Annotated in this window: 15 protein-coding genes and 1 tRNA gene; 5 read left to right on the top strand and 11 right to left on the bottom strand. The window is 56.6% G+C overall.

All coding sequences use genetic code 11. The features are described from left to right. Nucleotides 1–63: 63 nt before the first annotated feature. From PSH79_RS09020 to PSH79_RS08995, 6 genes are all read right to left on the bottom strand, one after another. On the bottom strand, nucleotides 64–234 hold the full coding sequence (locus tag PSH79_RS09020; RefSeq protein WP_305442239.1) for a hypothetical protein: 171 nt from the start codon (nucleotides 232–234) through the stop codon (nucleotides 64–66). A 122-nt stretch (nucleotides 235–356) separates the two neighbouring features. After that, nucleotides 357–779, bottom strand: coding sequence for a glycine zipper domain-containing protein (locus tag PSH79_RS09015; RefSeq protein ID WP_305442238.1), 423 nt, complete (start codon nucleotides 777–779; stop codon nucleotides 357–359). Nucleotides 780–913: 134 nt separating this feature from the next. Further along, nucleotides 914–1285, bottom strand: coding sequence for a glycine zipper domain-containing protein (locus tag PSH79_RS09010; RefSeq protein WP_007914079.1), 372 nt, complete (start codon nucleotides 1283–1285; stop codon nucleotides 914–916). A 327-nt stretch (nucleotides 1286–1612) separates the two neighbouring features. Continuing rightward, nucleotides 1613–1798: a hypothetical protein gene (locus PSH79_RS09005; RefSeq protein WP_305442237.1), complete on the bottom strand. Its 186-nt coding sequence runs from the start codon at nucleotides 1796–1798 to the stop codon at nucleotides 1613–1615. 164 nt (nucleotides 1799–1962) lie between these two features. Then, nucleotides 1963–2283, bottom strand: a complete 321-nt coding sequence (locus tag PSH79_RS09000) for a YbjQ family protein (protein ID WP_047300625.1) — start codon at nucleotides 2281–2283, stop codon at nucleotides 1963–1965. 196 nt (nucleotides 2284–2479) lie between these two features. Then, on the bottom strand, nucleotides 2480–2791 hold the full coding sequence (locus PSH79_RS08995) for a helix-turn-helix domain-containing protein (protein WP_305442236.1): 312 nt from the start codon (nucleotides 2789–2791) through the stop codon (nucleotides 2480–2482). A gap of 148 nt (nucleotides 2792–2939) precedes the next feature. Here PSH79_RS08995 and PSH79_RS08990 point away from each other — a divergent pair, with 148 nt between their 5' ends. Beyond that, nucleotides 2940–3236, top strand: coding sequence for a hypothetical protein (locus tag PSH79_RS08990; protein ID WP_305442235.1), 297 nt, complete (start codon nucleotides 2940–2942; stop codon nucleotides 3234–3236). A 773-nt stretch (nucleotides 3237–4009) separates the two neighbouring features. On the opposite strand, the gene PSH79_RS08985 is transcribed toward PSH79_RS08990, so the two are convergent. Beyond that, nucleotides 4010–4099: transfer RNA gene (locus PSH79_RS08985), tRNA-Ser, on the bottom strand. Continuing rightward, entirely contained in the window at nucleotides 4095–4331 is a 237-nt protein-coding gene (locus tag PSH79_RS08980; RefSeq protein ID WP_305442234.1) for a hypothetical protein, read from the bottom strand. The genes PSH79_RS08985 and PSH79_RS08980 overlap by 5 nt, the downstream gene beginning before the upstream one ends. A 63-nt stretch (nucleotides 4332–4394) precedes the next feature. Between PSH79_RS08980 and PSH79_RS08975 the strand changes: the two genes are divergently transcribed. From PSH79_RS08975 to PSH79_RS08965, 3 genes are all read left to right on the top strand, one after another. Next, nucleotides 4395–5084, top strand: a complete 690-nt coding sequence (locus PSH79_RS08975) for a crotonase/enoyl-CoA hydratase family protein (RefSeq protein WP_187680099.1) — start codon at nucleotides 4395–4397, stop codon at nucleotides 5082–5084. A gap of 217 nt (nucleotides 5085–5301) precedes the next feature. Further along, nucleotides 5302–6024, top strand: coding sequence for a 1-acyl-sn-glycerol-3-phosphate acyltransferase (locus PSH79_RS08970; protein WP_305442233.1), 723 nt, complete (start codon nucleotides 5302–5304; stop codon nucleotides 6022–6024). A 133-nt stretch (nucleotides 6025–6157) separates the two neighbouring features. Beyond that, nucleotides 6158–7129 (top strand): magnesium and cobalt transport protein CorA, encoded by a 972-nt coding sequence (locus tag PSH79_RS08965; protein WP_305442232.1) that lies wholly within the window; start codon nucleotides 6158–6160, stop codon nucleotides 7127–7129. Between the two features lie 91 nt (nucleotides 7130–7220). On the opposite strand, the gene PSH79_RS08960 is transcribed toward PSH79_RS08965, so the two are convergent. The 3 genes from PSH79_RS08960 to PSH79_RS08950 all read right to left on the bottom strand — a co-directional run bounded on the left by PSH79_RS08960 (nucleotide 7221) and on the right by PSH79_RS08950 (nucleotide 11413). After that, nucleotides 7221–7943 (bottom strand): amidotransferase, encoded by a 723-nt coding sequence (locus PSH79_RS08960; RefSeq protein ID WP_305442231.1) that lies wholly within the window; start codon nucleotides 7941–7943, stop codon nucleotides 7221–7223. A 95-nt stretch (nucleotides 7944–8038) separates the two neighbouring features. Next, nucleotides 8039–10183 carry a 3-hydroxyacyl-CoA dehydrogenase NAD-binding domain-containing protein gene (locus PSH79_RS08955; protein WP_305442229.1) on the bottom strand — a complete coding sequence of 715 codons (2145 nt, stop codon included), beginning with the start codon at nucleotides 10181–10183 and terminating at the stop codon, nucleotides 8039–8041. Between the two features lie 24 nt (nucleotides 10184–10207). Then, the gene (locus PSH79_RS08950; RefSeq protein WP_305442227.1) at nucleotides 10208–11413 is read right to left on the bottom strand and encodes an acetyl-CoA C-acetyltransferase; all 1206 of its coding nucleotides are present in this window, start codon (nucleotides 11411–11413) and stop codon (nucleotides 10208–10210) included. Nucleotides 11414–11998: 585 nt separating this feature from the next. Here PSH79_RS08950 and PSH79_RS08945 point away from each other — a divergent pair. After that, nucleotides 11999–12820, top strand: a complete 822-nt coding sequence (locus tag PSH79_RS08945) for a cytochrome c (RefSeq protein WP_305443897.1) — start codon at nucleotides 11999–12001, stop codon at nucleotides 12818–12820. Nucleotides 12821–12852: the final 32 nt, after the last annotated feature.

Here is a 12852-nt window from a genome sequence, read left to right as displayed (position 1 = left end):
AGGCCCCTGAGAAATAGAGGTTTCATACCGCTAACGACACCAAAGACCAAACCAGAAATCCCTTCACTGCTCATCTTCCTCCTCATCAAACTCGCTATCCAATTCATCATCCGAATCAATCAGCGGCACCGTCGCATCATCCATCAACGACCCTGGATCTTCATTCCCCGGATCATTGATAAACGGCAGCCTACTCGAGCCTTTTTCTTCCTTGCCTTCGGTTTCGGGAGTCATGGCAAACCTCATGATTTCGGGGAGTGTATGTCGTTCGAAAGGCCCTGCTGTCAATCGTTCCCGAGTCGAACCTGCAGAAACGAAAAACCCGGCACACGGCCGGGTTTCTGTTTAATCATCAATCAATGATGTTTGTTTTTATGCTTGTTCTTATGCTTATGGCCACCACCGGAATGAGACTTCCCGCCATCGTCACCCAGGTTGTTGCCGAGCGCACCACCCGCGGCACCACCCAACCCTGCACCGACAGCCGAACCGGTCGAACCGCCAAGGCTGTTACCGATCACTGAGCCGCCCGCCGCGCCAAGGCCACCGCCAATGGCGGCTTCCGTGCGATTGCGCTTATTCGCCCCGACGGCGCTGCCCGCCGCGCCACCCACACCCGCACCGACAGCGGCACCTGTGCTGCCACCGAGCTGTCCGCCGACCACATTGCCCAGCACACCACCCAGCCCACCTCCAACGGCGGCCGAACCATCACCGGCAGCCATCGCGCCTTGAGCCACCAGCAATCCGAAAAACAGTGCAGATAATGACAAACGCATATGAACCTCACAGTTCCCGAGTTGGGACAGGCTGCCCATGCAGGGCTTATGTGTTATTGGAGACGATTACGCGAAAAACGTTCACCAACGCAAAGCCCGACATCGAGCCGGACTTCTCTGACCTGAAACCAATCTCAGTGACGCTTGTGCCCTTTGGACAGATTGCTGCCAACCGCGCCGCCGGCTGCACCACCCAGACCCGCACCAATGGTAGCGCCAGTCTTGCCGCCGAGGCTGTTGCCAATCACCGAACCGCCGGCCGCGCCGACACCGCCGCCGATGGCCGCTTTGGTCCGGCTGCCTTTGCGTGCCGCCACTGCACTGCCCGCGGCGCCTGCGACGCCGGCACCAATCGCAGCACCGGTGCTGCCGCCCATTTTCTGGCCGACAACATTACCCAGCGCGCCACCCAGACCACCACCCAGCGCAGCGGTGCCGTCACCGGCAGCCATCGCACCTTGAGCAACGAGAAGGCCCAGAACCAAAGCAGGCAATGTTAAACGCATGACGAAAACCTCAAAAACAGAGATACAAAAAGGGCCGGGATTTAATGTCGCCAGAAGGCAAAAGTCCAGACGAAACCAAAGCGCAGCGAGCACTTGGCGCCGATTTGACAGCGATTCTGGAAAAGGTTTTACGACAGGCAAAAAAAAGCCCGCTGGGGAGACGGGCTGGAGAGTTGCTTTCTAACGGATGGCTTCACCTTAATCCGGACTACGTGAAAAGTTTGTGAAAAAAAACCGAGTTATTTAAACCATTCGCAGAACGTTTCGGAAGTCACCGATCAGACGTAAAAAAACCCCGTTCAATGACGGGGTTTATGTCGAAAAAGCTTATTTTCTTGCCCGCGCCACCTTGGGAAGGAATTTCGCCTTCGGCCCTTTCGGTACCGCGGATTTGATCTTGAGGTTCTGAATCGTGTCTTCGCCAAAACCCGACTGGTACTCGCTCTGCCCGCAGCGTACGCAGTTGTTGAAGGAAAATTCAGCGCCATCATCTTCGATATACGGTTGAGTCATGCCATCTCCCCTTCGTAACAGGTCGACACCGGCAAAACCCTCTCGCCTGAAAAATATCGACCCCTCAGGATTTTGAGACTAGCCGGTCATTACTGGACTTGTTATTCAGATCGACCAGCGCCCGACGAATGGCCCACTAAAACTTCAACGCCGCAGCGACCCGCTCAACGCAACTTCACCGCTGTACCCGTCACAAACACAACAACCATCCCGCCCTTGCCCGCCGGCATGCTGATCTCGAAATCCAGTCCGACCACCGCGTCTGCCTGCAAGGCACGCGCTCGTTCCTTGATCTCGTCCGTTGCCTGAATCCGCGCTTCTTTCAATGCCCGCTCCAGCGTTTGCGACCGCCCCCCAAAAAAATCGCGCATACCGGCGAACATGTCACGGATCACGTTGACGCCTTGCACCGACTCGGCACTGACAATGTCCAGATACGCGGTGATCTGCCGGCCTTCGATGGCGTGAGTGGTTGAGATGATCATGAACGTCGTCCTTTTACTGGCAATAAAACCGCGATTGTAATGCTCAAACCAGAATCCGCCGACCAGATCATGCACGTTGGCAAATCCCAGAAACCACAAAACCCCTGACTTCTTTCGAAATCAGGGGTTTGGCGTATTGGCGATCATCTTGTCTATAGAGAATGCCGGGTATTGCAGGATCTTCCAGGAAACCGGCTCAGATATCCTTGAGATCCAGGTGCAGCTTGAACAGCTCGGTGTCGGTGCGCACATTCAACTTACGCATCGCGGCCTGTTTCTGCCCACTGATGGTTTTGCGACTGCGCAGGAATTTATCGGCAGTTTGAGAAACCGGCATTCCCTCCAGGCAGCAGCGCAGCACTTCGCGTTCTTTCGGCGACAAGGCCGGGTAGTCAAAGAGCGTATCAGCACCCTCGACGGGACTGTCCTGACCTGTTGTTGCCAAAGGTGTTTGAGGTGTCGAATCCAGTTCAGCAGACATGTCCGGCGAAAGGTACAAGCGGTCCAACGCCACCATCCGAATAGTAGTAAAACAGCTACGCCGCCCATGCCAAGACCGTGGAATACATGGCGTTGCCCTTCTACCTCCCGACCCGGACTTCTCGTTCAGATGTTACCTACACGTGCCGACGAAATGCCTTACGCGACAAAATGAAGTGACTGACAGAAATATTATTAATGACAGCATTATCCGCCAAAAAAAACCCGCTCCAGTCGAAACTGAAACGGGCTTTTCCCCACAACAACGACCGTTACTTCAGGTCATCAAAGTGGTCTCGCAGGAACTCGTAAAAGCGAAACGCTTTAAACAATCTCCATACGAGGCTCAGCGTACGCAGCAAAAGCTTCATACGTTTTGGCCTCCAGGTTGGGGGCCAAACCTCCAGCAAACTTACCGGATCATGCGTGCCTTCGGCTTACACGTCAATGTAGCCAGTGAGGCGGCCGGCTGAGGACCCTCCGAGCCATCATTCCGGCACGGGTGCAAAACCGTGTCAGAGGGCGCGAAACCGTTATGTCACCCGCCAAGCCTCACCGCAGCACTAACATGCGAGCGCCGGCATGTTAACCCAGAAACCACAGCCCCGAGGCTGCTCTTTGTGCCTCTCAAGCATAGAGACTGATTGTTTTTGTAAAACGTTATTTCTGTCAGATTCATCGCCGTAGGCGTGCCAGCCCAACCGGCCATCCAAGGACAAAAATTACCGTTGCAAGGGTGCGCAAAGATTCATACCATGAGCGCACGTCAATGTAGCCAGTGATGCATCAAGTCTCGGTCGCAACCCGAGGCTTACGGAACGAACCGCCTCGCAAAGGCGGTTTTTTTTCGTCTGTCGCTCGGAAGCCTGCGTCCACAATCTCCCCATTTTCTCCCACAAGAAAAACGATGCGGGGTGGAGTTCTTTTTGTGTGCCAAGTAATGGGGCCAGGCTAGGCGCCATGCCTGACTGATTATCCGGTTGCTGGCATAGTCGCCATTTATGATGCTGAACTCCAACCCCTTTAAAGATGGCCTAATACGCTGTTCTACCCAATCAGCTCAAATCATCCGCCTACTTTTCAAAGCACTCAGCATCCCACCAGGTGATCGGCGCAAGGAATTCGTTAGATAGCAAAAATCCGCCCTCCAGTCCCGTATCGATCCCATATCGCCATTTTCCAGACACCAAAAACCACAAACCCCCGACTTTCTCTAGGAAAATCGGGGGTTTGTGTTTACTTAATATGGCGGTGAAGGAGAGATTCGAACTCTCGATACAGTTTCCTGTATACACACTTTCCAGGCGTGCTCCTTAAGCCACTCGGACACTTCACCGTATCTCTTCAAACATGTTCTGTCTGTCGAGGCGCGCTAATGTAGTCGAAAGCTTTTCCGATGGCAAACTTTTTTTCAGAATTTTCATGCGGTTAAGAGAAAAAACTGTTTTCCCCGCCAACAGGCCATGGCAAACCGGCCAATCTCCGGTAACCATGCCCCCTTCTATATAGAAGACAGATAGCAGTCTGCGGGGGATGAGCCAATAAAGGGTGACCGACGGGTCAGTCACGGTGCTTTACCTGGCCTGCGGTGGTGGGTAACGTCTGCCCATCTTTCTTAAAGGAATAGCGTCATGAGTGAGTTGATTTCTTACCACCTCGAAGACGGTATCGCGACCCTGACCTTGAGCAATGGCAAGGTCAATGCCATTTCCCCGGACGTGATTGCAGCGTTCAACGCGGCGTTGGATAAGGCGGTGACTGATCGTGCCATCGTGATCATTACCGGTCAGCCAGGGATTCTGTCCGGTGGCTATGACCTGAAAGTGATGACCGCCGGCCCTAAAGAAGCGGTGGCACTGGTGACTGCCGGTTCGACACTGGCTCGCCGCCTGCTCTCTCACCCGTTCCCGGTGATCGTCGCCTGCCCTGGCCATGCCGTGGCCAAAGGTGCTTTTATTCTGTTGTCCGCCGATTACCGAATCGGCGTCGATGGCCCGTTCAGCATTGGTCTGAATGAAGTGCAGATTGGTATGACCATGCACCACGCCGGTATCGAGCTGGCCCGTGATCGCCTGCGTCGTTCGGCTTTCCACCGTTCAGTGATCAACGGCGAGATGTTCGACCCGCAGAGCGCTGTGGATGCTGGCTTCCTCGATAAGGTGGTTTCCGCCGAGGAGCTGCAAGGTGCAGCCCTGGCCGCCGCACGGCAGTTGAAGAAGATCAACATGACGGCGCACAAGAACACCAAATTGAAGGTGCGCAAGGCGCTGCTGGAAACCCTGGATAACGCGATCATTCAGGATCAGGAACATCTGGGTTAAGCACCCGGTTTCAGCGCTCAAGAAAAGCCCGACCGTCGTGTCGGGCTTTTTCTTACGCGCCTGGTTGAAAATGACGTTGCAGCTCTAGGACGGGTCTGACAACCAAGCCTGAAACATGCGCTTAAACATCGGCTATCTCCGGACTCTATAGCAGCAATTGCCGAAAACAGTGCACATCCGTACACTGCGCCACCTTTTGTCCCGGTGGGGCCTGAAAATGCTGTTTGTGTTTCGTATGTTGTTGATGGGCCTGCACTTTATTCTGGCTGGCATGCTGGGAGTGATTCTCGGGTTGTGCCGTCCATTCAATCCGGACAACAGCCGTCTATGCGCCCGTCTCTATGCATTGCCGGCCATGTGCATTTTGCGTCTGCGGGTGAAATCCGATGTCAGCGGCTTGATGAACAAGCCCGACAGTTGCGTGATTATCGCCAACCATCAGTCCAACTATGATCTGTTCGTGTTCGGCAATGTGGTGCCGCGCCGCACCGTCTGTATTGGCAAAAAAAGCCTGAAGTGGGTACCGCTGTTCGGGCAACTGTTCTGGCTGGCGGGCAACGTGTTGATTGATCGTGGGAATGCGCAAAAGGCGCGTCAGTCGATGCTCACCACGACCAATACCTTGCAGAATGAAGATACGTCGATCTGGGTATTCCCGGAAGGCACGCGCAATCTCGGTGAAGAGCTGCTGCCATTCAAGAAGGGCGCGTTCCAGATGGCAATTGCCGCCGGCGTGCCAATCGTTCCGGTGTGTGTCAGCAGTTACGTCAAACATATGCGCCTGAACCGCTGGCGCAGCGGGAAAATTCTCATACGCTCGCTACCCGCAATTCCTACTGTCGGACTGACCATGGAGGACATGCCCATGCTCATCAGCCAGTGCCGCGAGCAGATGCGCGAGTGCATCGAATCGATGGATCGGCAACTGCAAGCCGCCTGACGAACTGGCCCGCCCCGTGCGGGCTTTGTTTTGCAGGTTGAACTGTGCAGATTTCACTGACTCTGAAGCAGCGACACGGCTAAGCTGATGCCTTGTATCCCTGCCATCTGCCAAGAAGAAGTGAACCACCACCATGGGTCGAGTTGTTGCCGCTGCGGTGTACAGCGCGGGTAAGAAAGTCACCAATATTGCCATCGATGAGGGCGCGGCATGGGCCGCCAAAACCGGTCACTTTGTGTGGATCGGCCTTGAAGAACCTGACGCGCAGGAATTATCCAACCTGCAACGTCAGTTCAACCTGCACGAACTGGCCATCGAAGATGCGCTGGAAAAACACAGCCGCCCCAAGCTGGAAACCTTTGGCGACGCTCTGTTTATCGTCACCTACTCGCCCATCCGCGAACACGGGATTCTGCAGTTTATCGAGACCCACATTTTCGCCGGCAAGGGTTACATCATCACGGCGCGTAACGGCCACTCGGCGTCCTACGCCCATGTCCGCCAACGTTGTGAGGCACGTCCACTGTTGCTGGAGCATGGGGAAGATTTCGTACTCTATGCGTTGCTCGATTTTGTCATCGAGAACTATCAGCCAGTGGGCGAGGCGATCCATGCCGAGATCGATGAGCTGGAACGCAACGTGTTGTGCAGTGCGTTGAATGAACACGACATCCAGAAACTCCATGGCCTGCGCCGTGATGTGGTGCGCTTGCGCCGTTACGCAGCCCCTATGGTGGAAATCAGCGAGGAACTGCAGAAGCTGAGTTTCCCGTTTATCGACAAGAACATGCGTCCGTACTTTCGCGATGTGCAGATTCACGTTACTCGGCAGATGGAAGACCTGACGACACTGGCCGACATTGCCAGCCAGACCATCGAGATTGGTGTGTTGCTGGAAGCGTCACGGCAGAGCGTGGTGCAGCGCAAATTTGCCGCATGGGCGGCGATTCTGGCGTTTCCGACGGCAGTGGCGGGGATTTACGGGATGAATTTCCAGAACATGCCGGAGCTGAGCTGGCATTACGGCTATTTTGGCGTGCTGGGATTTATCACGGTGGGTTGTGTGAGTTTGTGGGCGAGCTTCAAGAAGTCCGGGTGGTTGTAAAAGCCAAAGATCGCAACCTTCGGCAGCGCCTACAGGGTGTACTTGATCCCAATGCAGGAGCTGCCGCGGGCTGCGATCTTTTGATCTGCTGTTAAACAGTTTCTGGCTTGTGTGCCACAAACCGCATCATCCATTCCGCGACCGTAGCACCATGGTGTTCCTGCTCCAGGCTCGCCACGCCCGTGCTGTAAATCTGCGTGCCCAACGCTTCCTGACGCAGATCCAGCAGCGCACGCGAATAGTCGTGAATAAACTCAGGATGCCCCTGGAAGCACAGCACCTGGTCGTTGATGTGGTAAGCCGCGAACGGGCAGAAATCGCTGGAAGCAATCACCGTGGCGTTTTCCGGTAGCGCAGTCACCTGATCCTGGTGGCTGATCAGCAACGTCAGCTCTTCACGCACCGGGCTCATCCACGGCGCCTTGGCCGCCAGTTTGTAGTTGTGAGTGCCGACGCCCCAACCTTGCGTGGCGCGTTCGCTCTTGCCACCGAGCAGCAGCGCCAGCAGTTGATGACCGAAACACACGCCAAGCAATTTGTCGCCTCGCTCGTAACGGGTCAGCAGATAGTCCTTGAGGGTCTGGATCCACGGATCGGTGCCAAACGAATCGGCCTTGCTGCCGGTGACCAGGTACGCGTCGAAAGTCTGATCATCGCTCGGGTATTCGCCCTGCATCACGTTGTAGACGGTGAACTCGGCGGCAATCGGCTGCTGCGAGAACAGGCGTTGAAACATCTGCCCGTAACCCTGATATTGATCGACCAGTTCCGGACGCAGGATGTCGGTTTCCAGAATGCAGATGCGTAGCGACATAAAAAATACCTGACACGTGATGGGAATAATGAACACCCCAGAGCCTGCCTTGAAACACCCTGGCAAGGCAAGCCCCGTAATGGCTTCCCCATCGCTTAGAACAACTCACCTTCCGACGCTTTTTCCAGCAACAGCGCGGGTGGCGCAAAACGCTCACCATATTGCTCCGCCAGATACTGCGCCCGGGCGACGAAATCCTTCACGCCATACTGGTTGATGAACTGCAACGCACCACCGGTCCACGTGGCAAAACCAATGCCGAAGATCGAACCGACGTTGGCGTCAGCCGTCGAGGTCAGCACACCCTCCTCCACGCAACGCACGGTTTCGATGGCTTGCACGAACAGCAGGCGATCACGCACGTCCTTCGGCGAAATTTGCCCGTCAGCCCTCTCGAAACGAGTCTTCAGTTCGGGCCACAAATGCTTCTGAACACCGGCCGGATAGTCATAAAAACCAGCGCCTGCCGCTTTGCCGGGACGCTTGTATTCGTTGAGCAACAAGTCAATCACGGCAAACGCCGGGTGTTCAATCAGCGGTTTCCCTTCTGCTTGTAAGTCCTTGGCGGTTTGCTTGCGGATATGGCTCATCAGGCTGAGGGAAACTTCATCGGAGATCGCCAGAGGCCCGACTGGCATCCCGGCCTTGCGCGCTTCGGTCTCGATCATCGGCGCGCTCACGCCTTCACCAAGCATGGCGATGCCTTCATTGGTGAATGTGCCGAACACCCGCGACGTGAAGAAGCCGCGACTGTCGTTGACAACGATCGGCGTTTTCTTGATTTGCAGGACGAAATCAAACCCGCGAGCGAGTGTTTCGTCGCTGGTTTTCGCGCCTTTGATGATTTCCACCAGCGGCATTTTCTCCACTGGGCTGAAGAAATGCAGGCCGATGAATTTGCTTTGATCCGGTACCGCCGTCGCTAGCCCCGTGATCGGCAAGGTCGACGTGTTGGAGGCAATCACAGCGTCGGCGCCGACCACTTTCTGCGCCGCCGCAGAGACCCTTGCCTTGAGTTCGCGATCTTCAAAAACTGCCTCGATGACCAAATCGCAACCGGACAGGTCAGCATCGTTTTCGCTGGCATGAATCCGCGCCAGCACTGCCTCACGCTGCGCGGCATCCATCTGACCACGGGCGACTTTCTTGTCGAGCAGCGCCGCCGAATGCGCTTTGCCCTTTTCGGCAGCAGCAAGATTGATGTCCTTGAGCACCACCTCGATACCCGCCGAGGCGCTGACAAAAGCGATCCCCGCGCCCATCATCCCGGCGCCAAGCACGCCGACCTTACGCGTTACGAACGGCGCAAAGCCCTGCGGCCGTGAGCCACCAGCATTGATTTCGTTGAGCTGAAACCAGAACGTGCCGATCAGGTTTTTCGAGATCTGGCCGGTGGTCAACTCTGTGAAGTAGCGGGTTTCAATCAGGTGCGCGGTGTCGAAATCGACCTGAGCGCCCTCCACCGCCGCACACAGAATCTTCTCCGGTGCCGGCAGCGTGCCTTGGGTTTTGGTGCGCAGGATCGACGGTGCTATCGCCAGCATCTGTGCGACTTTCGGATTCGACGGTGTGCCACCCGGGATCTGATACCCCTTCACGTCCCAACGCTGCACCGCCGTCGGATTGGCAACGATCCACGCGCGTGCCTTGGCCAGCAGTTCATCGCGATCCGCCGCCAGCGCATCGATCAAACCGGCCTGTAACGCCTGTTGCGGACGAACCTTTTTACCTTCGAGCAGATACGGCAGCGCCTTCTCGATACCCAGCATGCGCACCATGCGCACCACCCCGCCGCCGCCCGGCAACAAACCGAGAGTCACTTCCGGCAGACCGAGCTGCACGGACGCATCGTCCAACGCTACCCGGTGATGACAGGCAAGACAGATTTCCCAACCACCGCCCAGTGCCGCACCGTTGATGGCCGCGACCACCGGTTTACCTAAAGTTTCCAGAGTGCGCAGTTGCCCTTTAAGGGTCAGCACCATGTCATAAAAGGCTTTGGCTTCGCGCTTGCCAACCTTGATCAGCTCATTGAGGTCGCCGCCGGCAAAAAAAGTTTTTTTCGCCGACGTGATGATGACCCCGGCAATGCTGTCTTTTTCCGCGACAAGTCGGGCGACGCAGGCGGCCATGGCCTCACGGTAGACCGCGTTCATGGTGTTGGCGCTCTGGCCCGGCATGTCGATGGTCACAACGACGATCGCGTCCTGGCCTTTTTCGTAACGAATGGCTTCGCTCATAACAGGGTTCCTTGAATTCGGGACTCAGAGACGTTCGATGATGGTGGCAATGCCCATGCCGCCGCCGACACACAGCGTCGCCAGGCCGTAACGCAGGCGCCGAACCTCTAGTTCATCGAGCAGGGTGCCGAGGATCGCGCAACCGGTCGCGCCCAGCGGGTGGCCCATGGCGATGGAGCCGCCGTTGACGTTGACCTTGTCCGGGTCGACCGCCATGTCTTTGATGAATTTCAATACGACTGAGGCAAACGCTTCGTTGACCTCGAACAGGTCGATGTCTTCCACACGCAAGCCAGCCTTCGCCAGCGCTTTGCGAGTGGCCGGCGCGGGACCGGTCAGCATGATGGTCGGATCGGTGCTGGTGACCGCCGTGGCGACGATGCGCGCCCGAGGCTGCAAGCCCAGCGCCCGCCCCTTGGCTTCGGAGCCGATCAGCATCAATGCCGCGCCATCGACGATCCCGGAACTGTTTCCCGGTGTGTGCACATGGTTGATGCGCTCGACATGGCTGTAGACCCGCAGCGCGGTCGCGTCGAAACCCATTTGACCGATCATTTCGAAACTCGGCTTGAGCTTGCCCAGCCCTTCCAGCGTCGATTCGGCGCGAATGAACTCATCGTGATCGAGCAAGATGATGCCGTTTTGATCCTGCACCGGCACCAACGATTTGTTGAACAAGCCACCAGCCCTCGCCCGCGCGGCTTTCTGTTGTGAGTACAGCGCGTAGGCATCGACGTCCTGGCGGCTGAAGCCTTCCAGGGTGGCGATCAAATCCGCCCCCACACCCTGTGGCGTGAAGTGACTGTGCAGATTGGTCTGGGGATCCAGCGCCCAGGCGCCGCCATCGCTGCCCATCGGCACCCGCGACATCGACTCGACGCCGCCGACCACCACCAAGTCTTCGAAACCCGAGCGCACCTTCATGGCACCGAGGTTGACCGCTTCCAGTCCTGAAGCGCAAAACCGATTGATCTGCACCCCTGCCACGCTGACGTCCCAATCAGCCACTTGCACCGCCGTCTTGGCAATGTCCGAGCCCTGATCGCCAATCGGCGTAACGCAGCCGAGCACTACGTCATCGACCTGACTGGTGTCCAGTGAGGTGCGCTCTTGCAGCGCGGTCAACAGACCTGCCACCAGATTTACCGGTTTGACACTGTGCAAGGCGCCGTCGGCCTTGCCTTTGCCACGGGGCGTACGCAACGCGTCGAAAATCAAAGCTTGGGTCATGACGTCCTCGAACCTGTGCGGTGAGTGAATTTCGTACTGTCACTGTTGTCCCCGACGGTCACGGATTCAATGACCACAGCGCTCAATGACATTGACGCGCACGCTCAGACGGACGGTCATCGGCGATTGGGTGAACCGGTTCAGGTCGGCGAGTTGTCTAGCAAGCGGGCGGCAAAGAAGCTGGCAATACGCCTCATGCCTTTTTAATCGCATTCAGCAGCAAGCACATATGAAATGGATCTAAGCCAAGCGTGACGCGGGCCCTAAGGTAAGACATGTACGTCATGGCCGTCGGGTTTTGCCGAGGCAGGCGTCATTCAACAGGAAGTGCAGCGCTTGCCGTCATGGATATGCAGGCAAGCATCAGGAAATAACAATAAAGGCGGTCAAGCCATGTTCAAACAACCGAAAGTTCGTCAAGCAGGACTCATTCTTTTCGCCACGACGCTGTTGTTGATTTTGCCGAACCTGACCAAGGTCATCGGCTGAGTTCAAGCGGCAGGTGCTGTAATTCGCCACTGAAAATGTGACTGGCCCGCTATCCGGGCCAGCGTGGCTGTGCCAACCTTTGCGCACTTCCACGACATGGACGGCGATCATTTGAAAGCGCTCATTGTGTTTGGGGCCATGCTGCTGAGCATGCCCTTGTCTGCCGCGCAACTGGATCTGCAGTTGGGCGCAAATAGCCGCACCTGGCAGACCGAGGAGCTGCTCCAGCATCCTCAAGTGCAAACCCTCACGGTGAAAAACGACGTGTCCTACAAGAAGGACATGACTTATCGCGCCTTGCCCGTCGCGGCGTTGCTGACCGGCATCAAACCTGAGGATCATCTGCAAGCGGTCGCACTGGATGGCTTTGCCGCCGAGCTTGCCGCTGCGCCGTTGCTCAATCAGAAAGGTGCGCAGGCTTGGCTGGCCATCGAGGACCCGGCTCAACCCTGGCCGCCGTTGTCAGAGGGCAAACACAGCGCCGGGCCGTTCTATCTGGTGTGGACCGATCCGCAAGCGGGGCATATCAGCCCGGAACAGTGGCCGTTTCAAGTCGCCAGCATCAAGCGCATGGCGCCGGTGGCCGAGCGTTTTCCTGCCCTCCGGCCAGATCCTGCGTTAAAGGCCAATGACCCGGTAAATCAGGGTTTTGCGCTGTTTCAGAAAAACTGCCTCGCGTGTCATCGTTTGAACGGCGCAGGGGATGCGCAGTTCGGGCCGGATCTGAATATTCCGTATAACCCGACCGAGTATTTCGGTGCGGATTTCCTCAAGCGCTACATTCGTGACCCGCAGAGTTTGCGCCAATGGCCGCAGGCGAAGATGCCGGGGTTTTCGGCGCAGGTGTTGCCGGAGGGGGATCTGCAGATGTTGATCGGGTATTTGCAACACATGGCTGGGCGCAAAGTTAAGCCCTGAGCACATTCCTTTGTAGGAGTGAGCCTGCTCGC

The sequence above is a fragment of the Pseudomonas sp. FP2196 genome (assembly GCF_030687715.1).
Taxonomy (GTDB): domain Bacteria; phylum Pseudomonadota; class Gammaproteobacteria; order Pseudomonadales; family Pseudomonadaceae; genus Aquipseudomonas.
This window is presented reverse-complemented; position numbering and strand designations above follow the sequence as displayed.